Source organism: Coleofasciculus chthonoplastes PCC 7420, from assembly GCF_000155555.1.
Lineage (GTDB): Bacteria > Cyanobacteriota > Cyanobacteriia > Cyanobacteriales > Coleofasciculaceae > Coleofasciculus > Coleofasciculus chthonoplastes_A.
Genome location: NZ_DS989858.1, coordinates 83,804 through 108,291, shown reverse-complemented (window position 1 = coordinate 108,291; position 24,488 = coordinate 83,804). Strand labels below are relative to the sequence as shown.

Below are 24,488 nucleotides of genomic sequence, written 5' to 3'. Positions count from 1 at the left end.
AAAAGGGGGAAGCCAGATGTTGCTTCGCTTTTTGTTCTATGGGGGAGACCAAAGGATGCTTCGCTTTTTGTTCCATAGGGGATTTAGGGGGATCAAACGTATTCCATAAGAGCGGAAAGTGCTGTAAGGGGTGGGGAAAGATTTAGGTGGATGATTTTAGGCTAAAGCCCTGACTACGAACTTCATTAAAGTCCATTGCCAATAAGGATAAAGGGCGCCCAATAATAGGGATGGCTCAGATTCGTCGTCACGCTGGCGGGTAAGCCTTCAGGACTTTGTAACAAAAGTCCCGCTCGTTCTATATCTTCAACGGAAAAGTTTCCCCTCAATAAAGCCAGTTGTGCTTGTCGCAAGGCTTCGGCTTTAGTGACAGGGTTTTGTTCCGTTCCTTGAGCAAGATTGTTGTAAAATTTTCGCATCTTTAAGCTAGTGCTAGCATCATTCACTTTCCACAGAGAAGCCATCACCGCATCGGCTCCATTACTGAGGAAATAGTAAGCAACACTAGCAATCTCTACACCGTCTGGGCGCGAACCCGCTAAGGTTGTTTCGCAAGCAGAAAGTACGACGAGATGAATGTCTTGTAACTGAGTTAACGTTTGAATGTCGGAAATTCTTAGCTGTTCACCATCGCCTAACAACAGAAACGAGTCATCCGCACTACCCGGAACAAATACTCCGTGAGTCGCTAGATGTAAAATCTTGTGTCCCGTCAAATTATCGCGCAAACTGCGATAGTCAAACGTATCATTAAGAAACGTTTTCCCTGGATAAATCCCTAGCTCGTCATCGGTTGTTTGGCGCACAATGGCATTGAGTTCAGTTTGGACGTATGGTAAGGATGAGAAACCACCAACCGCATCAGATACACCCATTGCTAGGACTGGGATATCTTGAATATCCACAGGAAGGCGATCGCTTATATTGGTTAAATCGGCTGAGAAGACAGTCGAGATGGTATAGTTCTCAATCAAGTAGTTTTCCCCATCCGACAAAGCACTCATGGGGATATATCGCGTTACCCGATCTAAAGCGAACACTAAATTCTGCACCTGGTTTTGCTTCAGTTCGGCAGCAAAGGGTTTAACTAACCAGTCGTAGAGTTGTTTTCCCGTTTCTTTAATTTCGGCAATATCCGAGCGGTTATTTTCAAGTAATCTCCGGAATTGGTTAACTGTTTCTCCTAACTCTTCTTCTCCAATATTAACTTCTTGTTTATGGACAACTCCCCCTTCTGAGAACATGATTAACCAGAGTCTTTCCTCTAGCACCAAAGGGTAAATTAAGACGGTATGCGGTTGAGCTTCTACAATTTCCCTAGCTTTAGCGAGTTTCCTGGGATCGAAGAACAGATCATCAGTCGCCCGGTTGGAGCGAATTTCTTTTTCAATGGTTTTCAAGTTTTGATTAAACTCACGGATCAAAACAGTCAGACGGTCATTTAACTCGCCTTTTTCAGTACAATTCATCCGTTCACACTCATTGATTTGTCGTCCTAAAGCAATGAGGGATTGGCTTTCAGCTTGAACCTTTTTCTCGGTTTCGCTGAGAAGTACATCTGGTTGGTCATCTGTTGAGACTGTACCTCTGGCTAAATCGCGAATTTCCTGTATCTTCAACAGTTCCAATACCTGATGGGCTTCCTGATCTCGCCCTTGAGATAATAACAAGTCCGCTAATTGGCGATAAAAATCAGCGGCTGTCAGTCCGTCAAAATCAATTATGGCTTGTAGAGCAGACTCTTGTAACTGGGGCGGTAGTTCTTGATTAATCCGCCGAATTTCTTCAAAGTCATTGATCGCTTGTTTGTAATAGGTAATAGCAATATTAGGTTGATCTAACTCTGCATAAACCCGCCCCAAACCTGCATAGCTAAAGGATTTATCACCAATGACTTCCTCAAGAGTATTGATAGCTAATGCCTGTTGGTAAATAGCGATGGCTTCTTGCTTTCTGCCAAATTTACGGTGTAGACTGCCGATGAGATTCAGTGCACCCCTTTCTAAGGTAAGATTTTGGACATTTCGAGTGAATGTTAAAAAAGCTTGGGCTGACTCCATGGCTTTTTGCTCATCCCCTAACTCAGCATAACCAATACTTAGCGCCACGTTAGCAATTATTTCCAGAAAAGGCTGTTTAATTTCCTGGGCTATAACTAACCCTTGTTGAGCGAAATCAATGGTTTTTTCAGTTTCCCCTTGAGCAAAGTAATTCCAGGCGATCATTGTCAAAACGATACTTTCGTCATGACGATTTTGCAATGTCCGCAAAATGGGTAGTGCTTGCTGATAGTACTCACTGCTTGTCTGGTAATCTCCCAAATCTGAATAAGCAATCCCTAAAAGGGTTAATGGTAATGTCTGCGCTCTAGGACTGTTGTTGTCCTGAGCGATTTTTAAGCTTTTTTGATACAGCTCCAAAGCGTTCTGATAATCCTTGAGCGACGTATAAACATTACCCAACCTTGCTAACCCAAACCACTCTAAAACTGGATTTTGAAGTTCTCGACCTATTGTCAAACCTTGCTCAATCAACTCTTTGCCTTTGCTGTGTTCACCAATAACGTTGTAAGCATTGCCCAAATTAATGAGTAATTCGGCTTCAGAATAGCGATCATTCAATTTCCGAGCTAGGGCTAAACCGGGTTCAGCAACACTAATGACATTTTGATAATGTCCGAGTGCGGCGTAAGCTTCACTAAGAACCTTTGAAGTCGCGACTTCTACAAAGAAGTTTTTTGTCCGTTGGGAAATGTCTAAACTCCTTTGCGCCAATTCAACCGCCTGCTCGTATTCTCCCCGGTAATTATGGATTTGACCTAATCCGGTTAAAGCTATTTGCTCCTCTCCGGGAACTTGTCTTTGCTGCGCTAATGCTAAAGCTTCTTTCCCATATTTAGTTGCTTTCTCTGTATTGCCCAGCCAAAGATAATTGGAACTTAACTTCGTTAAAGCTGTGATTTCAAAGCCATTTAACTGATTCTGCCTAATTAGGGTCAAAAGTTGCTGCGCTAACTCTAATGATTTTTCATAGTTGCCCTGGCTTTTGTAAATATCTCTAAGCTGTCCCAAGGCATTCCGTTCTAGATTTGGATCGTCCAACGCTTTAGCAATTGTCCCTACTTTATTGGCGGCATCCAGCGCTAAAGTATGATCGCCTTGCTGATTGTAAATTTCACTCAACTTGTCCCAGGCTTTTGCCTCTAGCTGAGGATGTTTTATTGTTTTAGCAATCGATAAAGCTTGTTGAATTAACTCCACAGCTTTAGCAGAATCTCGGAACAAAGTGTATACATTAGCCAACTGAATCAGCGCCTCTGCTTCTTTATCCGATTTCGCGATACTTTGCGCCCAACTTACGTTTTGCTGAGCATACTCAAGCGCTTTATCGAAGTCTCCAAGATTGATGTAAACCAGGATTAAAACCCCCAATGCATTGTTTCGCAAGTCCAACGCTGTGTCTTGTAAAGTAGGGGGTAATTCAGAACTATTGATTTCTCCTGTTAGCACTAATGCTTGCTGAAGTAAATCGATCGCCTTCTCATAGTCTTCTACCATATTATAAGTACTAGCAAGACTAATTAAAGATAGCGTTTCTGAAAATTGATTTTTGAGTTGTCGCGCAATATCTAAATCTCGCTTATAGAATTCAATCGCCTTGGCATAATCTCCCAGTGAAATATACACGGGAGCAAGAACCGATAGAAGAAAAGCCTCTGCTTCTAAATTTTCAGACTGTCGCGCAATAATTAGACCTTGTTCGGCAAACTCTTGGGCTTTTGGCAAATCTAACAAATCGTAGTAGATAGAACCAATTTTTGCATAGGTACTACTTTCTATCCGCCTGATCTCTTGTTTATTTATTGAATCTTGTAGTTCTGTCGCAATATTTAATGCTTCTGGAACTAAAGCAATGATCGTTTCGCTTTGTTTAAGAGCAAGAGAATAATCTTTTTGTTCATGGGCAGAACCGACACTTAGATAATACACTCTCATGATTTGAAGGAGGGTGTTTAGTTGTGCTGTGCGATCATTGAGAGGTTGCTGCTGAATGGCTAATGCTTGTTGGTAGTATTCAATTGCAAGATCATATTTTTCTTGCCTAAAGTAACTAAAGGCTATGAATGATAGAAGTTGATATTCTTGTACTTTATCGTCGAGTTCTCGTGCAAGGGTTAGTCCTTGCTGATAAAAGTCTAACGCACCGATGTAATCACCTTCCTGGTTATAACTATTGCCGATCAACATCAGGATAAGAACTTCTTGCGACTTATTTTTTATTTCTCTGGCAATAGGTAAGGCTTGCTGATAAAATTCCACTGCTAATTCATATTTTTCTTGGGTAAAATAAGCCGATCCTATTTGCAAAAGAATACTACTTTCTAATGGACGAATTCCGGCATCTTGAATTAGGGGTAAAGCTTGCTGGAAATTTTCCAAGTAGCGGTCATAGTCTTCTAAATTGTAATAAGCGTATCCTATCGCCAGTAAACTTTCACCCTCACCCGCACGGTTACCAATCTCACGGCTAAGAACTAACGCTTTCTTTGACCACTCCAAATCGCGAGAATAGTCTTCCAGGATTGCATACGCCCTGCCGATTCTTCGCAAGGTGATTGCGGCATGAAATTTATCCCCCACTTCTTCCTGTATCGCCAGCGCTTGCTGTAAGGTTTCTAAGCCTTGGGTCGATTGTTGTAAGCTAAAAGCGTAAACAGCGCCAATATTACTGAGAGTTTTGCCTTCTCCGCTGCGATCCTGTAATTCTCGACGAATAGAAAGCGCTTGCTGCAAGGTTTCTAAGGCTTTATCATAGTCCTTTAAGCCGTAATAGGTTATACCCAAGTTATCTAAGGTTTCTCCCTCTCCAGCACGGTCTTTGAGTGCTAGGCGAATGGAGAGAGCCTGCTGTAAGCTGGCTAAAGCGGCTTCATATTGCCGCAACCAGTAATAAACCTCACCGATATTATTGAGGGTTTGTCCGATTCCCGCCTGATCATTGAGGGCTTGTTGTATTTCTAGCGCTTGTTGATAGGTTGCCAACGCCTGTTGGTATTGCCCTCGGCGGTATTCCTGCACTCCCTGTTGGAAGAGTCGTTCCGCCTCGTCTTTTTGATCTTCTACCGTTTGCGCCTGGGCAACAAGTGGCGCAATGCTACCCATTGGTATGACAGGAGTCGTCACTGACAGGAGTGCTGTCACCCAAACCAAGCCCAGATATTTCAGTTGGTATTGCATCGCTGGAATTGCCAAGGGATATAAGGAATTATAACCGTCTCGTTCTTATATTTCTCAGTCAGGGGGAGGTTATGCAAAAGGACAGACATAAACACAGATGTGACATATCGTAGGGGCGCACTGACGTGCGCCCTTTACAGAGATGTAATATCATGTCCGGTTGAATACTTAGGCGCGAACAGCCACTAAAGTGGCTACTACAAACAGGCTATTACAAACAGGCTACTACAAATAGCGCGATCGCACGTTTCCTTTAACGCCAATCGTCCCAATCCTGATTAAAAATCGACGTATCTGGAAACGCCGTCGGATTATTATTCGCTTCCAACCGTCGCCGCAACACCTGCAACTGCGGATCATGGGGCGGAAGTCCATCCACCAATTCAAACGGCGCAATTCCCTTCTCCAACGCAAACGCCGCCGTCGTTCCCGCACCTGCACCCGATGACCATTCAAAGGAATGCACCCGATACGCTGCTGCTGCAATATGACTCGTAGCAATACTTTTCCCCGCCACTAACATGTTGTCAATCTTTTGCGGAATCATCGCCCGCAGGGGAATTTGAAACGGATAGGCTTGACCCGCCCCCTGACGTTCCCCCTCTCGTTCTGTATTCCCTGGCGCTTCTGGGGGAGAGAAACTCATGCAAGGGTGAAAATCAATAGCATAATGTCCAATTCCCAACGAATCGGGATAAATGGTTGAACGAGTACGTCGATTTACCTCATCCGGTGATACCTCACCCTGAATCACCGAAATCGCTTCTCGTCCCGCTAAAGCCGTCCATAATTGGCGATACATTTTGGGAGATAAGGTTTGACGGTAATACTCCTCCCGGTAATTGCGGCGAGACATATCAATTTCCCAAATTGTAAACCCCTCCGGATACCCAAACGCAGGGCGTCCAATAATTCGCCGTCCTTCCCGCATATAGGGATACTTAGATAACCCATGTACTGTTCCCATGGGAGAGTCTAATCCGGATAAATAACGATAACTGGGATGGGGTTCCTTGACGCCATCACCAAGTTGGGAGTCTGTTGTTCCGTCAACTAACCAATAGAAATATCCCAGGGAGAGTTCCTCCGCCTTGCGTAAACTCTCGGTTCGCAACCCCCCCATCCAGCCTCCGGGGGCTAACTGTCCCGTCGCTTGCAATTGGTCAGGAGTATAAACAAGGTTATCAACCTCTGTACCGGGACGATAGTCATTTCCCCACGTCCAGTTTTGCATGGAGATATCCCCGACGGTGGGCGCGGTAAAGGAAATTCCGCTAAATTTCTCCGGTTCACCTTTTTTAGGACTCCAAATCCGCCGATAGGTAAACACTAAGTCAAAGTCGGCTAAGCGGGGTAATTCATAACTATAATAGGGTTCGTATTGGGGGTAAAAGGGTGGCATTTCATGGCTTTGCGGTTCCTTGGTGGCTTCCATGGCAAAGGTGTAGGTAAACCCCTGAGTACAATAGGGATTCCCGGTGGCGCTGGAAGACGAGGGTTCGAGATGAGAACGGGGGTCAATTCCCAGGCGGTAAGGGACATCCGCCAACCCAATCAGTTCGCCAGTTTCTGTAGCCTCCACAACATACCAATCTGGGACGTTTCCCGGTGATGAGTTTTGAGGAACGAAGCGAATAATAGTTTTGTCAAAGCGGGGGGAATTCGGGTACTGATACCAATCTTCAATGGTTTTGGAAAGGGGAAACGTATTTAAGGGGAGTGCATCCAAGGCTGGTTGATGTTGAATTGCGATCGCACTTTTAATCAAGTTCCCGGTAGGATTATAGTCGAGTTCCTTAATTACCGTGGAGGGAAACCACTTCAGTGTCCCTTTCCCCCGTTTGGCTGCATCCCGCAACATATCCAAGAGGATATCGTGGGCGTCACTGGGAATAAAACAGGATTCACTCACCCAACAATCCCCCGGATTCAGTTCCCTATATTTGCGTCGAATCCGTTCCCGTAATTCCAAATAACCGCGAGAATAGAAAAGACGCGATCGCTGAGTCGGGCGTTCATCCAGTGCAGAGGTACCCTGGGACGAAATCTGTCCCCCTACCCAATCGGTAATCTCCGTCAAGCAAACCGTTCGTCCCGCGAGTAACCCTTCATAGGCTGTCGCCGCACCCGCTAATCCACCGCCAACCACCAAGATTTCACAGGTGACGGTTTCATCGGGCGTGCCATCGGAAACGCTACGGGCAATTGGGGCGAGGGATAGTAGAGAAATCAGGCTAAAAGACAAGGAAATGATAGATTTTCCGGCAGATACACGTCGAGAACGCTTCATAAGAGTTAAAATGCAGAACGTATCAGATGTTACATTACAGTGGATGCCTTGACGTTGCCATCCCCCAATAAGTTCATCTCCTCAACGAAATCTTTTTGTATTATACTCGTAGTATATTGATGTTATTTAGCGCTAGAGGCGCATATTTATGCCTTACGAACAACTGAAACTGTCCACAGATAAGCCCGTTTTATCCTGGGCGAATCATGATTTAGGTCATGAGGAAACCAAGATGGCAAAAAACGTGGCATCCTTACCTTTTGTGTTTAAACATGTGGCGTTAATGCCAGATGTTCACTTAGGCAAAGGCGCATTAGTTGGGTCTGTTCTTGCCACCAAAGATGCTGTCATTCCGGCGGCGGTGGGAGTTGATATTGGCTGTGGAATGGCAGCGATTAAAACCCCATTTGTGGCAGAACAACTTGAGGGCAAACTCAAGAAAATTCGTTTAGATATTGAATCCGCCATTCCTCTGGGATTTAACCAAAATAAAGAAGTAGAAAAAGATGCCAGCAATTGGCAAGGCTGGACTCATTTCAAAGACTTACATCGCGGGGTGCAGGATGTGCAAGGAAAAGCGATGAAGCAGTTGGGTTCTCTGGGTGGTGGAAATCACTTTATTGAAGTGTGCCTCGATACAGAGGATTCCGTGTGGTTAATGCTACATTCTGGTTCTCGGAATATTGGCAATCGCTTGGCGCAGTGTCACATTAGCACGGCGAAGGAATTAGCCAAACTGGCAGGAAATCGCCTACCTGATCCGGATTTAGCCTACTTTATCGCCGGAACTCCCGAATTTGCCGCCTACTGGCGAGATTTACAATGGGCGCAAAATTATGCCCGTTACAATCGCGATGTGATGATGGCGCGTTTTAAGCGAATTGTGGAAAAGCATTTGGCGGGAGGTAAGCCAATCAAGCCATTGTTAGAGGTGAATTGCCATCATAATTATGCAGAGAAAGAAGTCCATTTTGGGGAAGATGTGTACGTCACGCGCAAGGGTGCAGTGCGGGCGCGTGAAGAGGATTACGGGATTATACCCGGTTCGATGGGGGCAAAATCGTTTATTGTCAAAGGGAAAGGGAATCATGAAAGTTATTGCAGTTGTTCCCATGGCGCAGGGCGTTTAATGTCTCGGAAAAAGGCAAAGAAACAGTTTTCCCTCGATGATTTGGTGACACAGACTCAAGGAGTTGAATGTCGCAAAGATGGTGGGGTTTTGGATGAGATTCCCGGCGCTTATAAACCGATTGATGAAGTGATGAATAATCAAGCGGATTTGGTGGAGGTGGTGGCGACGCTAAAGCAGGTAGTTTGCGTGAAAGGTTGATTTTTCGGGTGGGCATTGCCCACCTTATTTGTTGGTATCAAATTCGCTTGTATAACCTCCCCTAAGGTTGGGTGGATAGAAGTATAGCTTGGGATAAACTTCCATAACCTAAAGCTTACAGTATAAATATTTTAAGCAATTTAAACTCACATCTTGCACCATTATAAACAAGTCAACTTGTAGGGGGCGTTAGCAAAGCGTAACGCACCGTTGCTCTAGAATAGTCATAGCCACTGTCTTACTTCATCTGTCTGAAATCATTACAGAGGATCGGGGCGAATGGTAAATGCTTACTTCCTGGATAGCCGCGCCCTAGTTAAACGTTATATACCCGAAACAGGTAGTGCCTGGATACAAGCGATCGCGGATACGGCAACAGGTAACCTATTATTTATTTAAACTCAGCCGAGAAATATAGTAACGTTAATTTCCAAAATTCCTCACTATAAGGGCGCACGTCTATGCGCCCCTACTTATCCTCATCTGACTCATCCAAATACAGCCGAATAAACTCTTGCGCCGCCGCCGGATCAATCTTCCGCAGTGCCTTTCTGATTTCCAAAACTGTCTCAGCGGACGGATCTTGAGTGTTTTGATACCAGTAGTGAACCGTTGATCGACCAATCCCCATTGTCACCGCCAATTTATTTTGGCTGATTTTGTACGTCTGCAATACCTGCCTTAGCGCTTCACCTGCTTTTCCCATGGTTTCTATAGTGTCAGAGGCTTATGACTCAGTAAATGTTCATAACTATGAACTTTGTGCTAAACTGACTTTGTGTTCGTTTTTATGAACATAAGCCACAAAAATTAGGACAACTCCAATGACTGAAGACTTTATCCGCGACTCCTCCCCAACTCCCAACCCTGCAACCCCTGTACCATCTACACCCCCGCCAGACAAGCGACATCCTCTAAAAGTGATCGTTATCAGTTCACCCCAAGGCGTCACCCGAACCATTCACACCTTCTATCGCCTCGGCTACGCCCATGTCAGCGAGTGGAGTAAGCCCCAACCCACCCAGAATCCTGGCGAAGTGATGAGTGTTCTCTACCGCCGCCTTCGTATCGATTAATGAATAGATCTCACCTCTAACCTCCTTCTCAATTCGGGAAGGGGGAAAAGTCAAACCCCATCGAAAACCCAAAAATAGCCATGATGCGAATCCGACACCGTATTAATCCCCAAACCTTTGTCATCACTCTCAACCAAATCGCTAAATACTTGAACATTGATCCCTGGCGCATTCTCAACTGGGAAAAATGGCACAATGTTCTTTGGGTACATATTCAAGGACGGGGCGGTTATTTTGTGAGTTATCGAAACCTCGAACAATGGATCGCGGCGTGCCGTACTTTGATCCGCTTCTGTCCCAACCGAGAAGCCCTAAACCTTCTCTGGTCATTGATTCAGCAAGAAGCCCAACGGTATACAAAACAGGTCTGGGATCGGCTTCAAGCTATATACCAGCAACGCTACACCCAGTTATCTAAACGTTCAATGGTGATATAATTGAGGTAATAGGATTAATTTTCTTTAAGTATTAAACACCATCGTTCCGCCGTTTCGGTTCATCAAACTTAGGATTTATGCCCGGTTTAAGTTAGGAGAATTTAGGCGATTTTATGTATAAAAATCACAAAGCCATTGTGATGTAAATCAATTGACCCAGTGATTAAAAATACAAAGAAATACTGAATTATTCATAAGAATAGAAAATAAGCAAATGGTGGGCTAAGTCAAAATAAGGAGCGATCGCCGAGCCAATAACCAAACAACGGCGATGTTCCAGGTCAGTGACAGCTAGGAACTAGACAGAACGTTTCCCCGTCAGGACTCAGACATTTAGAGACTCTAGATCTGACCCAACCGACTTATTGCCCAAAAATCTTCTGGCTAAGGCTGGATGTAAGGGCTGCATCTATCGTAGAGCATCAAACAAGTGCGATTATTCACATCGATATCACTATCGATCGCGATCGCGCTCCGTGAAAGCATCTATGATAAAAGGATTTTAGTGCATGTCCGAACAATTCCGTCTGTTGCAATCTCTGATTCCGGCAATCGCCAAGGTTCCAGATCTTCACTCAGCATTGGATTTAGTGCTGCATCGCGTCTGTGAAGTGACCCATTGGGATTATGGTGAAGCATGGCTGCCGACGCCTAATTCTCACAGTTTAACCTGTAGCCAAGCTTGGTCTGGTGATCCGTCTAAGCTGCAATCCTTTCGACACATACGAGAGACACTGACATTTTCTCCCAATATCGGTTTACCTGGACGGGTGTGGAGATCAAAACAACCAGAATGGATTGACCAAACCAAGCCAAATAGGATTGATCCTGATGCCGAATTCACTCTGCTTAGCGCGACGGATCAGCCGCAAGAGTTTCAAGCGGGAGGCGCAATCCCGATTCTCCTCGATGATCGGGTACTCACTGTTTTAACATTTTTTACCCGCCACTCTCATCCTGGCGATCGCCAATGGATGGAATGGGTGAGTGCGATCGCAATGCAGTTGGGGTTGGTGATGGAACGCCAACAATTAACCGAACAACTGCACCAGCAACAAGAATTTAATCAAAATTTAGTCGAAACCCATGGTGGCTTTTTTGTCGCCATTGACCCCCAGGGAAAAACCCGGATGATGAATCCCAGATTATTGGAAACGTTGGGTTATACCCTGGATGAAGTGAGGGGAACAGATTTTGTGACCAAGTTTATTCGAGATGTTGACCGCAAACCCTTTGCCAAATTAATCAAAACCCGTGAGGAAAAATCAGAATTAAAATCGCCCACTGTACATCAAACCGGAGTCCTGACCAAAGAGGGTCAAGAACTTTGGGTAGAATGGCGTAGCCAACAGGTTTTTAAGAAAAGCGGTGAACTTGACTTCTTGTTTGCCATCGGACGGGATCAAAATGAACATTGTCTCACCCATCAAGAAACAGCCCGTTTAGCCTCGTTTCCCCTATTGACTCCCAATCCCATTGTCGAAATTGATTTAGCCGGACGTGTGCGATATCTTAACCCAGAAGCCATGCGCTTGTTGCCCGAATTATTAGATAGTGAAGCTGAACATCCATTTTTGGCAGAAATGCCCTCGATGATTCGATTGATGCAGCAGCAAAGTTCCTTGAGGCGCGAGGTGAAAATTGGGGAAATTGTTTACGAACAAGTCCTGCACTACGTTCCCGAAATTGAATGCATTCGCATTTATGCCTTAGATATCACCGATCGCAAACGAGCAGAAGAACTATTATTGTTTAATGCCTTTTACGATCGCCTCACCGGACTAGCGAACCGCGCCTTATTCATGGATCGCTTGCAGCAAGCCGGACGACGCGCCCAACCGAGTCAAGGAGAGAACCGAGATTCTCCATCCTATCGATTTGCCGTGGTGTTACTCAATCTCAATCGCTTCAAAGTCGTGAACGAAAGTTTGGGGAACCATTTAGGGGATCAAGTGCTGCAAGAGTTTGGACAGCGCTTACAAAATTGCTTGCGTCCCACGGATACCGTTGCCCGTTTGGGTGGTGATGAGTTTGCTATCCTGCTAGAGGGGATTCAGGGGGTTTGTGATGCCATTCAAGTGGCAGATGCAATTGAGCAAACCTTGACATTACCCTTTAATCTTGAAGGGCGGGACGTGTTCATGACAACCAGCATTGGCATTGCCCTAAATACGAATCGCGATCGCCAGGTTTTATCGGCTGAAAACATACTCCGTAACGCCAATACCGCCATGCATCGCGCCCGTTCCCAAGGGAAACCGGGCTATGCCATCTTTGATAACCAGATGTTGAGTCCCACGGTTGATCGATTACAGCTAGAAACAGATATGCGGCGTGCGATCGAACGGCAAGAATTTCAAGTCCATTATCAACCCATTGTCTCCCTACTCACTCATCAGATTACCGGCTTTGAAGCGTTATTACGTTGGCAACATCCGCAACGCGGGTTAGTCTTTCCCGCCGAGTTTATTCCCATCGCCGAAGAAACCGGATTAATTATTCCCATGGGGTGGTGGATACTGCGGGAAGCTTGTCGCCAACTCAGTATTTGGCAGCAGCAATTTCAAAGTCCCCAACCCTTGACAATGAATGTGAATTTGTCCTGTAAACAGTTTACGCAACCGGATTTATTGGCGCAAATTGACCAAATATTAGAGGAAACTAATATTGCAGTTGGTAGTTTAAAGTTGGAGATTACCGAAAGTGTGGTCATCGATAATCCGGAACTGGTCAAAGACTTACTGTTGGAATTGAAAAAACGGCAAATTCATCTGTGTATTGACGACTTTGGCACTGGCTATTCCTCCTTAAGTCGCCTGCATAATTTTCCGATTAGTACGCTAAAAATCGATCGCTCGTTTATCAGTCGGATTGGGGCGTTAGGTGAAAACTCGGAAATTGTTCAAGCGATTATCACTCTCGCCCGAACCATGAGTATGGATGTGGTGGCTGAGGGAATTGAGTTATTGGAACAGGTGTCGCCTTTAGTGGCATTGCAATGTCACTATGGTCAAGGATTTTTATTCTCAAAACCTGTAGACAGTGATGGCGCTATAAAATTACTTCGAGGAAAATCGGTTCAGTTAGAGCGTCAGATTAGTCGTTCAGTGAGCGTTAAAAATGAAGTCAAAAATTCTGTATCTATAGAGAATGATATAAGATAATAATCTTATCACCGTTTTCTGACATGAGGCGAATTTTTATGTCTGGAATTGTATTCGTTGTACATAGTAGATATAGGATGAGAATGTAATCCTCGATTTCTCATCCCATGCTTCAAGCTAACTGGGACAAAAGCACACAGCAAAGCATCCAAGGGAAAACAGCACTGGTTTTGTTAGGCATAGTCCTACTCTCGCTGTTTTTTCCTTTGTTCCTGAGTGGAGTCGGATTGTTTCTGAGTCTCTGGGTGATTGTCCCAGCGCCTACGTTTTGGATGTTACCGCTAGCCGTGGCTGCACCAGAAGCGAGTCCTTGGCTGCTGGGTGTGAATGCGATCGCACTAATACTGGCTATCTTAAATTTACAAGAAGGGGGGCTTGACAATTTTGCCGTAATCTGTAGTCTGATTGGTTTAATCCTCAGCCTTTTGCCGTTAATTCAGTTTCCAGGAGTGAATGCACGAATCGCGGCTCAAATGCAGAGGGATCTGGGTTTAGAGGATTGGGCAACAATTACTCCGGATGCACCGACACCCATGCGTCCCCAGCCTTTTAGTTTAGCCGATGCGTTTCGGGGGATTGCGATAGCGAAGCGCTGCTGCTTTCAGCAGATCGCGGAGGTTCGTATTGACCGAGGGATTATATTTTCTCAGCCGGATGGGGTCAACCTTAAACTTAATGTTTACCGACCGTTGACTGTTGGTAAATATCCAGCGATTATTACAATCTATGGGGGGGCGTGGCAAGTTGGAACTCCCGATAACAATGAGACATTTAACCGATACATGGCAAATCAGGGCTACTCTGTGATCGCGATTGATTACCGTCATGCTCCCCAATACCACTTTCCGGCTCAACTGGAGGATGTACAGGCAGCTTTATCCTATATTCAAAGCCATGCTCATGAGTTAGAAATTGATACGGAACGAATTGCTCTCATGGGGCGATCGGCAGGGGCGCAACTGGCAGCACTTGCAGCTTATCATCTAAATACAATTCCGATTCGGGCTGTGGTGAATTACTACGGACCTGTAGATTTAAAAGAAGGATACCATGACTTGCCTTTTCCTGACCCGCTCAACATTCGGGCGATTCTCCGCGCCTTTTTAGCCGGAACACCGGATGAAGTACCAGAACTTTATCTGGAAGCTTCTCCGATTCGTTATGTTAAATCTAATCTGCCGCCTACGTTATTGGTTTACGCGGGTCGAGATCATATCATTAAGGCAAAGTTTGGACGCCAACTCTACGAGCAATTACAAGCGGCTGATAATTGTGCTGTTTGGTTAGAAATTCCCTGGGCTGAACATGCCTTTGATGCAGTTTTTAATGGCGTGAGTAATCAGTTGGCATTATACTACACGGAGCGATTTCTGGCTTGGGCGTTGAAGTCTTCTTGAAAAAAACAATTATGAAACACCTTGAGGGTAAAATCACAGTAGTCACAGGCGCAACGCGAGGTCTAGGTAAGGGAATTGCGATCGCGCTGGGTGAAGCTGGGGCGACAGTCTATATTACAGGGCGCACCCTGGAGCGTTCAACCTCTGATGATGGTGTATCTGGGAGTCTCCAGGAAACCCAATCCGCCGTTGAGGAAGTTGGTGGCGTCTGTATTCCCATCCAAGTGGATCACAGTGACGATGAACAAGTGCGTTTGCTGTTTGAGCGTATCCAGGATGAACAAGGACAACTTGATCTGCTGGTTAATAATGCTTACGCCGGGGTACAAGCCTTAACAGATGCTTCAGGAAAGCCGTTCTGGGAGAGTGAACCGAATTTGTGGGATGCTTGCAATAATGTCGGGCTGCGCAGCCACTATGTTGCCAGTATTTTTGCCGCCCGGATGATGACCCCGCATCAGCAAGGACTTATCTGTACTATCTCGTCTTGGGGTAGTTTATCCTATATTTTTAGTCCTCCCTACGGTGCAGGTAAATCAGCGTGCGATCGCCTAGCGGCAGATATGGCGATTGAACTCAAACCTCAAAATATTGTATCCCTGTCAATTTGGCCCGGAATTGTGGGGACGGAAAAGTTTACTCAGTTTGCTGCCAATATGGATGAAAGTGCAGGGCTTGACCCGAAAAACTCAGCCATAAAAGAGAGGTACAACTGGGAAACCCCCTTACTCACCGGACGGGTGATTGCGGCGCTAGCTACGGATTCCACGGTGATGCGACGAACCGGGCGGGTGCAGATTGTGGCGGAGTTGGCTAAACACTATGGATTGGTAGACAAAAACGGGGAACGTCCTGTATCGTTACGATCTCTGCGCTTCGTGCTTCCCCTTGTCTTTCCCGCCCTGAGAAAATACCCCTGGCTGGTACCTAATATTAATGTACCTTGGTCACTGCTACTGCTAAAATCACTCAGCTCACCGAAAATAGGAGCTGCTGAATAAGTGTTGTGGTGGGGGAAGCTGGGGAAGCTGAGGGAGCTGGGGAAGCAAATGATAAATGACTAATGACTAATGACTAATGACTAATGACAAACCTACTAAAATAAACAGATGACCCAGCTAAGCTCAGCCGTTGTCCTGATTACCGGTGCAGCCGGTGGCTTTGGACAAGAGTTAACCCGACAGTTATTGATGGCGGGTAGCCGCTTAATCTTAACGGATTTGGATAAAACCGGGCTACATCAACGGGTGGCGGATATTCAGCGTCAAGTCGCCACGGGGGAGGTAATGGCTTGCTTTGAGGCTGATTTGTCATCTGGCGAGGGCTGTGAAGCGCTGTATCATCAGGTCAAAGCCCTGGATATGCCGATTGACATTTTGATTAATAATGCTGGAATTGCCGTATTTGGTCGCATGGACGAAGTTCCAGCACCGGAATGGGAACGGTTGATGCAGGTGAACTTAATCACACCAATGCGTTTAAGTTACTTTTTTGTGGCGGATATGATTGCACGTCAAAAAGGGCATATTGTGAATATTTCATCCGTCGCGGGTTGGTTTGCACCTGCAGGATTGACCCATTATTCTACCAGTAAATATGGGTTACGGGGATTTAGTGAAGGGCTATTCAATGAAGTCAAGGACTACAATGTCAAAGTGACAGCCGTTTATCCATTTTTTAGCCGTACCCCCATTCTGCAAGCAAAACGGTATGGCACACTCGCTGAGGGACATCAAGGTGTGCCTGAATCCTGGACAACTGATCCAGTGAAGGTGATGGCGGCGACGCTTCAAGGCATTCAGCGGGATCGACTGCACGTATTCCCGGATGCGATCGCGCAAAATGTCCAATTTTTCAAACGATACAGTCCTGGCTTATTAGACTGGATCAGTAATGAGTTTGCCAAAAGATTAAATCGTGGTGCAAGTTAGTCATTCTCGCTCAACAGTACAGCAGGTTAATACCAGTCACAAGCAGTTGATTCTCGGCGCAGGGTTTGTGGGATTGGGTATGGCTCAAGCCCTAAAAGCGGCGGGTATTGCCTATGATCAGGTGGATGGGAGTGATGATATCGGTGGTAATTGGTATCACGGGGTTTATGAAACTGCCCATATTATTTCATCCCGGACTATTACCCAATTTACTCATTTTCCCATGCCTGATGATTATCCAGATTTCCCCAGCGCTGAACATATCCGGGATTATCTGAATCGTTTTGCCGATCATTTTCAGTTACGAGAGCCGATTGAACTCAATCGTACTGTTGAGTATGTTCGACCCATTGAAAACAATCTCTGGGAAGTTACCTTTGCCAATGGAGAACAACGAATTTATAAAGGCGTATTACTGTGTAACGGACATCATTGGTGCAAACGGTTTCCCAAATTTGAGGGACAATTTCACGGGGAAATTATTCATTCTAAAGATTACAAAACACCGGATCAACTTCGGAGTAAACGGGTGCTAGTGATTGGCGGTGGAAATTCAGCCTGTGATATTGCCGCCGAAGCCGCACGGGTAAGCCTGAAAAGTGTTTTAAGTATGCGTGAATCCGTCTGGTTTATTCCTAAAACATTTGCTGGAGTCCCGACGGCTGATCTAGTGCGATGGTGGATGCCAGAATGGTTACAACGGCTGGCGATGTACGGAATCATCCGTCTGACATTTGGAAATCATCAAGACTATGGTTTATCTAAACCGAACCATCGCATTTTTGAGAAACACCCCACGTTAAATAATGAAGTGCCGTATTATATTAAACATGGTCGGATTCTTGCCAAGCCTGGGGTGCGTCGGCTTCAGGGAAAAAAAGTCGAGTTTGTCGATGGGAGTGAGCAGGAATTTGATTTAATTGTTTGTGCTACTGGCTATCATGTTGCCTATCCCTTCCTACCGGAGGAACTTCAGCGCGTTGAAGGATCTGTGGTTAAATGTTATGGTAGCTCGTTTATTGAGGATTACAAGGGACTCTATTACATTGGTTGGGGACAAGCGCGGGGCGGAGTTGGCTCATTGATAGCGGCTTACGGTCCCTATTTTACCCGTTGTCTGCAACTCCAGGATGAAATTAATGTGCCGCTAGGGTTGGTGTTTAAAGAAATGGGACAAGAGTTACCAACGACGCATTTATCTGATCCGCAGCAAATTTTCAGGCAGTTAAAACAGGCTCATTTTTTCTTTAACTGGATTGCTAAAAAAGCGGATCAAGTTGATGCCAAATATCCTAACTTTGAGAACCGTCCACTCCCGGCTAAACAATGACAGAAAAAAGGCAGAAAAATTCAATGGATTTATCCCCAGTTGTAGGGGCGCGTTTAGGGACTAAATTCAGCCATGGGTGAAATAACTGAACAACCTCACGGGGGGACAAGTTCGACACCATTGTAGAGACGCGCCATGGCGCGTCTCTACTTCATCTTTGGAGATATAGCACTACGCACACACGTTAGGACAAAATCAAGAAAAATTAAAATCGCTTTGACCCTGAATTTCGACAGGCTCAATTGCCGCGAAGCGACGCCCTGAGTGTGCCGAAGGGTCGAAGGATCAATCCCTTTTCAGGTAAGCTTTTGTCTTCACTATTGCCTATTGCCTATTGCAAGAAAGCCTAGGGCGTAGCGCTATACTAATGTCGCTCAAAGCCTGATTTAAACTGAAGTTTCCCCAGTCCAAATGTACTACCGGGGACTAAATCCTTACGGTAGACTTGCTCTATGGGGCTTATCTATGGGGTAAAATTACCAGGCATAATCGCACCTCTGAGATCCGTACTCTCAAGCTGAGTATCTGTCAGATTTGCCGCCGTTAAATCAGCGTTTCTTAGGTAAGCGCCCTTAAGATCTGCATCAATCAAATTCGCCTCTCTCAAATTGGCATTCTCTAAATTAGCACTTTGCAAATTCGCCCCTTGGAGGTTAGCTTCACTCAGATTAGCCTCTCTCAAGTCAACGGTTCTCAGATCCATTTCCCTCAAATCAGCGCCACTCAAATTACATCCAGCACATTCACCCGTTTGCTGCAATTGCTGGATTTCAGGTAGAGACGCGCCATGGCGCGTCTCTACTAACCGCACAGGATTGGTAATCCGAGACGCGATCGCGAAACCTGTACCCATCACCGCCAATACTCCCAGTTTCAATACCAACATCGGCGTAATTCCAGACTGGAGTAACTGAAACTGATCCGAAGTTGGCGAATTTCCCACCCCATCAATCGGTAACAATTCCGCCAGCGCCGTCGCCGCATTGGGGAAGCGATCGCGCAATTTAGGTGCGACCATTTTATCCAGCCAGGTGATAAACTGAGGATTCAAACCCGATACCAGGGATTTATAGTTAATTCGACAATCTTCATCCATTAAATTGCCAATATCAGCGGATTTAGTTTGAGTTAGTAAACAAATCAGCGTTACCCCTAAACCATATAAATCAGACGCTTCCGTGAGTTGGCGATTAAACATCTGTTCCGGTGGCATAAATCCTAACGTTCCCTTCACCACACTACTCGCCGCCAAATCATCCCCAAACGCACGCGCTAAACCAAAATCGACTAAATAAACCTTAATCTGGGGGGAACGTTCAACTAAAATATTTTCCGGCTTAATATCTCGATGTATAATCGGCGGAACTTGCTGTTGTAGGTAAACCAACACCTCCAAGAGTGCGATCGCAATTTGTTTAACCTCCTCTGGGGTAAAGGATTGGGGAACGGCTAAAGAGGGGGCTTGCTTGTATTCCTGAATTAAGCAAAAGCCATCCGGCGTTTCAAATGCATCCAGGTACTGAGGAATACTAGGACAATCCAATTGTTGCAGCAGAGTAATTTCCCGTTCATGGGCGTCAAAATCTGACCAATTCGCACCCGTTTTGGCAAATTGAAATTGTTTAATCACCACCGATTGTTCTGTGGAGTGATGAGTGGCTAAATAAGTGACTCGTCCACTACTGCGGTTGTGTCCCAATTCACGCTGAATATGATAACCTTGCTGGAAAAATTCGGGGTAGTTATTATTTGAGTTTTGAATAATAGAATTCATGGCAATAATCACAATAATGCGTTTTTTTAGGTTTTGATAAAATACTTAAGCCCTCAACTAAAGTTGGGGCTAAAAGCTTAAACCCGTTGAAACGGGTTCAAAGGCTTGCCCACTTTCAGCCGTAAATTTATTTCCTAGCGTCTGAGTTAGCGACATTCTGCTTAAGTCAGCGCCATTCTGCTTAAGTTGAAACTAAAGGTAAATGCGTTACCCCTACTGATTATCTCTACAGCGATTTTGCTCGCTTGACTAACCGAATAAACTCGGCTCGGTATCCATCTAAATCTGCCCCCTGAGATTGACTAGCAAGCTGTAAAACATGATCAAGATTACCATTCCCTTTATACTGAGACTCTCTCAATACCATACCAAATTCAGCAACAGATGCCGAGAATTTAAAATTATTCGAGGCTTGGGCTAAGGTTAATCCTTTATCCCCAACAGGTGCAGTAATCAGTTGAGAAGTGTCCTGATCCGGCTGCTTATATCGTAACTTCACCTGCATTAACTCATTCCCGGAAAATGTCATCGATTCATCGGTTTTCTGTTGAGAGTCTACAATATCAACATCCGATAACGAGACATCACTCTTCACGCCCACGGGAATAATTTCATAGAGGGCGGTAACAGAATGACCCGCACCTAACTCGCCCGCGTCTTTTTTATCATCCTGAAACGCTTCATTTTGCAGTCGCCGATTTTCATAACCGATTAGCCGATAGCCTTGAACTTTTTCCGGGTTAAATCCCACTTGAATTTTCACATCCTTGGCAATGGTGAGTAAGGTTCCACCGATTTCATTGACTAGGACTTTATTCGCTTCTAGGATATTGTCAATATATGCATAATTGCCATTGCCTTTATTCGCGATTTTTTCCATCTTGGCATCTTGGAGATTCCCTGTGCCAAATCCTAGCACGGTGAGGAAAATGTCTTGCTCTCGTTTCTCTTCAATCAGGCTGACTAATTGCTCATCGCTAGAGATACCGACATTAAAATCACCATCGGTGGCGAGAATCACGCGGTTATTACCGGATTCGATAAAATTATCTTGCGCTAATTTATATGCCAGCTTAATTCCCTGACCTCCAGCCGTTGATCCTCCAGCTTCGAGTTTATCAATTGCTGCTAATATGGTGTCTTTCTGATTCCCTGGTGTTGGCGGTAGCACTGTCCCCGCCGCACCTGCATAGACCACAATACTAACCTTATCTTCGTCTCGCAATTGGTCAACGAGTAATCGGAATGCTTCTTTAAGTAAGGGGAGTTTATTGGCATCAGACATGGAACCGGAAACATCTAACAAAAAGACCAGATTACTAGGTGGTAAATTTTCTGTGGAAATGCTTTTTCCTTGTAAACCAATGTGAACTAATTTGTGTTTGGAATTCCAAGGTGCTTCGGCAACTTCTGTAGTGATAGAAAAAGGTTTATCTGCTTGAGGTTGGGGATAATCGTAAGTAAAATAATTGATTAATTCTTCAACTCGCACCGCATTGGGGGGTGGAAGTCGATTCTCATTGATAAAGCGCCGCACGTTACTATACGAAGCCGCATCAACATCAATGGAAAACGTAGAGAGGGGATTACTGCTAGTCTTTAAAAAGGGATTTTCTGGGATAGTGCTGTAGGTTTCGCGGTTAGATTCTTCGGGAACTTGACGATTAAGAGAGTTGGAACCGGGTGATGGCTGGGCTTGCGGCGCGAATTTAGTTGCTGGGGCGTTCTCTGCATCTGATTGAGTCTCTGGGAGGGAAGCTGCCTCGGGTGAGACTTTCATTGGAGCCTGTTCGCTAGGAGCTTCAGACGTATAGTTTCCTCCTTCTCCCCCTTCGCAAGCAACGGTAAGCGCTCCCAATACAGCAGCTAGTCCTAAAGTTGCGATCGCTCTATGTCTGGTTTTCATGATTTCCCCTTCAGACTGAGCCTCAGTCTGTTCTATACAAAAGTTTAACAACTAAACATTTTTGGCTGTTACCTCTTTGTTTTACTATTGAGGCTGGGAATTCGATCCCGTGGTTGCCAAAACTGTAACATAGATGATTAGTCCAGAAGATTCCGGGTTTCTTAGCGGCTTACAACCAAGATGACGAGTCTGGCTCTTTTTCGACACTTACCCTTAAATATTGATTCAAACAATCGTTTCTGGATGAATCAACGGGTAACCAGCCGCTTTAATCTTCTGATTGTTGATCCGTGCATTCAGAGCGCGAAAACTGGGTTTAGTAGCATCCCAAATAACTCTTTCTAAACCTTGGTTGTCGCAAACATAATCGCACAATTCTCGGCTAGTCCAGCGTAAATTATTCACCAGATTATAAATGCCATTGAGTCTATTTTGACAGGCAAAATCTACCGCTGTCACAATATCATCCAAATGAATCCAACAAGCAAAGCTTTCACCACTTCCAGGCAGAGTTTTCCCAGCCAGGCGGCTTAACCGTTTAATTAACTCTCTACCCGGACCATAAATTCCGCCCAATCGCAGGATACAAACGCTTAAGTCTTCAGGGGCTGAATTTAACAAAATCTGCTCGGCTTCATACAGCACTTGATTATATTCATTATCTGTATCTACCCCAGAAGTTTCATCAACCCAATCGCCATTCTTGTTGCCGTAGACTGAGCAGCTGCTGAGGTAAATTAACTGCTGAACCGTGGCAGTTTCCGTCAAGGCAGCGACCACGTTTTTCGCGGTGGGAATGTAGGTTTCCCGATAGACTTCTGCATCCACCTGACGAGTGCTGATTGGAGCAACACTTAGTAGACAGATATCCTGGTTTTGTACCAGAGAATGCACAGCTTTAGCATCGTTTCCTTGCATAATTACAACCTGATCAGCTACTTCCTCAAGTTCGGCAACGCGCTCTTCCCGCGTAGTCGTTACTTTGACGAAGTGACCCTGTTTTTGCCAATGGCAAGCTACAGCCGTTCCCGCGTAGCCACAACCGATAATTGCCATCTTCTTAAAAACATCGCCGCGCGGCTGCTCCGAGAAAAGAGACTCTGCACCCTGCGTTGCCATTTCATGAGTATCATTGCTAAGGATGGTTTTTCCATTAGTTGTGGTATTCATAGCTGCCTTTAAATTGATAAATTTACTAAAATCAATGTAACTATCCTCTTGTGTAATCGCAAATATTTTAGATAATGGACGGCAATTTTGTGGTAGTGTGGAGCAAAAGAGAACTCAAGTATGCCAATCGACAAACAGGGAATAGAGATAGGCGATCGCTTCGCCAATCATAGTTCGTACTCCTTCGCTAGATTGCCACCACTGTTGCGGATCATACTCTTGAGGTTCAGCCGCAATCACACCAACTCGAACTTTTGGTTCCAATACAGCTTTAAATATAATCCAGCTTCGACGGGCATGAGGTCCCAACGAATAGAGATTAATCGATTTTACCTCTAATTCGGATGTCGATAACCATTCCCGTAGGGCGATGGCGCTAGCTTGAGTCCGATGTTTAATCACATTGGGAGCGGGAACAGCCACTAATTGTTCTGGGTTAAACCCCAAGGTGATAAATGTGGCGGCGGTGAGTTCGGCAAAATTATTGTATTCGGCTAAATAATATCCCTTGGTAACAGGTAAACCCGTGGTAATTAGGTAATTATAAGACCCGCGTTGGAAACGTGCGATCGCGTCTTTAATGGCGTAATCGGGTATCCAGCCTTCCACCACCATGACATCAGCCGCCACGGGAGAGTTAACCGCCAGGAATGGATAGATAGTGTTGAGGGTGAATAGCATGAGAGAAAGTATACAAATCAGTGTCACTATCCATCCCTGAATAGTCAGAGTCCAGTGGGTTTTGCGATGCACTAAGCGAATTTTGATTTTAGCAGTTAACCTTCTGAACGGCTGTAATTTTTTTTTACCATGTTAGATTTAACCACTTCCATTAGTTGTTAGATTAGCAAATAACTTATCCCAGTGCCGTTCTTTTAAATTCATGATTTGTGTTCTTTCGATAGAGTTGCTTATTATCAACAACAATTCCCTCAATTCACCCTCCTTTAAGTTGCGCTATCATATCGGCGGGATTCCAGTAAGCACGAGTGCTTTGGATTTTACCCGCTTCATTCACCTCAAAAACGGTGATTCCTTCAAACGTTATAGTTTTGTCACTCTTACTGAGTCCCTGCATTGTCCACTTAACGGCAGCTTCATTCCCCGCTACAAAAATATGCTCGATTGTCGATTCCAGTTGTTTAAATACTCCCTGTAGCTGGGCAAAAAATTCCTGAAATCCTTCATGAACTTTTGTGGGAGGTTGTCCTACCGGATCATAACTAACGGCATCTTCGGCAAAGTCGTCTAGCCAACCTTCGGGATTCATCGCTGCCACTTTGGTAAAATAAGTCCTGACCAGTGCTTCAATCGATTTTGTTGACATTATTTTATTCTCCATTGCTGAATACGTCTAGAGTAAAATTGGTATTATTGAAATACTGAGACTCAGGGATAATTGATAAAGTCAATTTTAATCCACAATTATAGTTTTTATGGGTGGGT

17 protein-coding genes are annotated in these 24,488 nt (G+C 45.0%); 9 read left to right on the top strand and 8 right to left on the bottom strand.

What is annotated here, in order from left to right:
* Positions 1–185 precede the first annotated feature (185 nt).
* Together MC7420_RS23250 and MC7420_RS23245 are read right to left on the bottom strand one after the other, a co-directional pair.
* Positions 186–5,237: a tetratricopeptide repeat protein gene (locus MC7420_RS23250; RefSeq protein ID WP_044209186.1), complete on the bottom strand. Its 5,052-nt coding sequence runs from the start codon at positions 5,235–5,237 to the stop codon at positions 186–188.
* A gap of 253 nt (positions 5,238–5,490) precedes the next feature.
* A complete protein-coding gene (locus MC7420_RS23245) occupies positions 5,491–7,527 on the bottom strand; it encodes an FAD-dependent oxidoreductase (protein ID WP_006103352.1) in 2,037 nt (678 codons plus the stop codon).
* Positions 7,528–7,675: 148 nt separating this feature from the next.
* Here MC7420_RS23245 and MC7420_RS23240 point away from each other — a divergent pair, with 148 nt between their 5' ends.
* Positions 7,676–8,857, top strand: coding sequence for an RtcB family protein (locus MC7420_RS23240; protein WP_006103333.1), 1,182 nt, complete (start codon positions 7,676–7,678; stop codon positions 8,855–8,857).
* Positions 8,858–9,326: 469 nt separating this feature from the next.
* Here the strand turns inward: MC7420_RS23240 and MC7420_RS23235 are convergent, their stop codons facing one another.
* On the bottom strand, positions 9,327–9,563 hold the full coding sequence (locus tag MC7420_RS23235) for a helix-turn-helix domain-containing protein (RefSeq protein WP_006103361.1): 237 nt from the start codon (positions 9,561–9,563) through the stop codon (positions 9,327–9,329).
* Between the two features lie 118 nt (positions 9,564–9,681).
* Here MC7420_RS23235 and MC7420_RS37185 point away from each other — a divergent pair, with 118 nt between their 5' ends.
* The 8 genes from MC7420_RS37185 (at position 9,682) to MC7420_RS43470 (ending at position 18,456) form a co-directional block, all read left to right on the top strand.
* Positions 9,682–9,933, top strand: coding sequence for a hypothetical protein (locus tag MC7420_RS37185; RefSeq protein WP_006103504.1), 252 nt, complete (start codon positions 9,682–9,684; stop codon positions 9,931–9,933).
* A gap of 80 nt (positions 9,934–10,013) precedes the next feature.
* Positions 10,014–10,370, top strand: a complete 357-nt coding sequence (locus tag MC7420_RS23225) for a hypothetical protein (protein ID WP_044209179.1) — start codon at positions 10,014–10,016, stop codon at positions 10,368–10,370.
* Positions 10,371–10,879: 509 nt separating this feature from the next.
* A complete protein-coding gene (locus MC7420_RS23220) occupies positions 10,880–13,534 on the top strand; it encodes an EAL domain-containing protein (protein WP_006103348.1) in 2,655 nt (884 codons plus the stop codon).
* Between the two features lie 107 nt (positions 13,535–13,641).
* Entirely contained in the window at positions 13,642–14,931 is a 1,290-nt protein-coding gene (locus tag MC7420_RS23215; protein ID WP_006103483.1) for an alpha/beta hydrolase, read from the top strand.
* A gap of 11 nt (positions 14,932–14,942) precedes the next feature.
* On the top strand, positions 14,943–15,932 hold the full coding sequence (locus tag MC7420_RS23210; RefSeq protein WP_006103508.1) for an SDR family NAD(P)-dependent oxidoreductase: 990 nt from the start codon (positions 14,943–14,945) through the stop codon (positions 15,930–15,932).
* 108 nt (positions 15,933–16,040) lie between these two features.
* Positions 16,041–16,862, top strand: coding sequence for an SDR family NAD(P)-dependent oxidoreductase (locus MC7420_RS23205; protein ID WP_006103370.1), 822 nt, complete (start codon positions 16,041–16,043; stop codon positions 16,860–16,862).
* Positions 16,852–18,192, top strand: a complete 1,341-nt coding sequence (locus MC7420_RS23200; protein ID WP_044209176.1) for a flavin-containing monooxygenase — start codon at positions 16,852–16,854, stop codon at positions 18,190–18,192. The genes MC7420_RS23205 and MC7420_RS23200 overlap by 11 nt, the downstream gene beginning before the upstream one ends.
* A 135-nt stretch (positions 18,193–18,327) precedes the next feature.
* Entirely contained in the window at positions 18,328–18,456 is a 129-nt protein-coding gene (locus MC7420_RS43470; RefSeq protein ID WP_269546325.1) for a hypothetical protein, read from the top strand.
* A 199-nt stretch (positions 18,457–18,655) separates the two neighbouring features.
* Here MC7420_RS43470 and MC7420_RS23195 read toward each other — a convergent pair whose 3' ends face one another.
* The 5 genes from MC7420_RS23195 to MC7420_RS23175 form a co-directional block, all read right to left on the bottom strand.
* Positions 18,656–19,966, bottom strand: coding sequence for a serine/threonine-protein kinase (locus MC7420_RS23195; protein ID WP_044209174.1), 1,311 nt, complete (start codon positions 19,964–19,966; stop codon positions 18,656–18,658).
* Between the two features lie 226 nt (positions 19,967–20,192).
* Positions 20,193–21,872 carry a vWA domain-containing protein gene (locus MC7420_RS23190; RefSeq protein ID WP_044209171.1) on the bottom strand — a complete coding sequence of 560 codons (1,680 nt, stop codon included), beginning with the start codon at positions 21,870–21,872 and terminating at the stop codon, positions 20,193–20,195.
* Between the two features lie 225 nt (positions 21,873–22,097).
* Entirely contained in the window at positions 22,098–23,042 is a 945-nt protein-coding gene (locus MC7420_RS23185) for an SDR family oxidoreductase (RefSeq protein WP_006103453.1), read from the bottom strand.
* A gap of 114 nt (positions 23,043–23,156) precedes the next feature.
* Complete coding sequence (locus MC7420_RS23180) at positions 23,157–23,723, bottom strand: hypothetical protein (RefSeq protein WP_006103461.1); 567 nt, start codon at positions 23,721–23,723, stop codon at positions 23,157–23,159.
* A gap of 256 nt (positions 23,724–23,979) precedes the next feature.
* Entirely contained in the window at positions 23,980–24,369 is a 390-nt protein-coding gene (locus tag MC7420_RS23175) for a nuclear transport factor 2 family protein (RefSeq protein ID WP_006103380.1), read from the bottom strand.
* Between the last annotated feature and the right edge of the window lie 119 nt (positions 24,370–24,488).

What these genes read in the sequence shown, in the direction of transcription:
- MC7420_RS23250 (WP_044209186.1), bottom strand. Translation starts at nt 5,237, where the DNA reads ATGCAATACCAACTGAAATATCTGGGCTTGGTTTGGGTGACAGCACTC.
- MC7420_RS23245 (WP_006103352.1), bottom strand. Translation starts at nt 7,527, where the DNA reads ATGAAGCGTTCTCGACGTGTATCTGCCGGAAAATCTATCATTTCCTTG.
- MC7420_RS23240 (WP_006103333.1), top strand. Translation starts at nt 7,676, where the DNA reads ATGCCTTACGAACAACTGAAACTGTCCACAGATAAGCCCGTTTTATCC.
- MC7420_RS23235 (WP_006103361.1), bottom strand. Translation starts at nt 9,563, where the DNA reads ATGGGAAAAGCAGGTGAAGCGCTAAGGCAGGTATTGCAGACGTACAAA.
- MC7420_RS37185 (WP_006103504.1), top strand. Translation starts at nt 9,682, where the DNA reads ATGACTGAAGACTTTATCCGCGACTCCTCCCCAACTCCCAACCCTGCA.
- MC7420_RS23225 (WP_044209179.1), top strand. Translation starts at nt 10,014, where the DNA reads ATGATGCGAATCCGACACCGTATTAATCCCCAAACCTTTGTCATCACT.
- MC7420_RS23220 (WP_006103348.1), top strand. Translation starts at nt 10,880, where the DNA reads ATGTCCGAACAATTCCGTCTGTTGCAATCTCTGATTCCGGCAATCGCC.
- MC7420_RS23215 (WP_006103483.1), top strand. Translation starts at nt 13,642, where the DNA reads ATGCTTCAAGCTAACTGGGACAAAAGCACACAGCAAAGCATCCAAGGG.
- MC7420_RS23210 (WP_006103508.1), top strand. Translation starts at nt 14,943, where the DNA reads ATGAAACACCTTGAGGGTAAAATCACAGTAGTCACAGGCGCAACGCGA.
- MC7420_RS23205 (WP_006103370.1), top strand. Translation starts at nt 16,041, where the DNA reads ATGACCCAGCTAAGCTCAGCCGTTGTCCTGATTACCGGTGCAGCCGGT.
- MC7420_RS43470 (WP_269546325.1), top strand. Translation starts at nt 18,328, where the DNA reads ATGGCGCGTCTCTACTTCATCTTTGGAGATATAGCACTACGCACACAC.
- MC7420_RS23195 (WP_044209174.1), bottom strand. Translation starts at nt 19,966, where the DNA reads ATGAATTCTATTATTCAAAACTCAAATAATAACTACCCCGAATTTTTC.
- MC7420_RS23190 (WP_044209171.1), bottom strand. Translation starts at nt 21,872, where the DNA reads ATGAAAACCAGACATAGAGCGATCGCAACTTTAGGACTAGCTGCTGTA.
- MC7420_RS23185 (WP_006103453.1), bottom strand. Translation starts at nt 23,042, where the DNA reads ATGAATACCACAACTAATGGAAAAACCATCCTTAGCAATGATACTCAT.
- MC7420_RS23180 (WP_006103461.1), bottom strand. Translation starts at nt 23,723, where the DNA reads ATGCTATTCACCCTCAACACTATCTATCCATTCCTGGCGGTTAACTCT.
- MC7420_RS23175 (WP_006103380.1), bottom strand. Translation starts at nt 24,369, where the DNA reads ATGTCAACAAAATCGATTGAAGCACTGGTCAGGACTTATTTTACCAAA.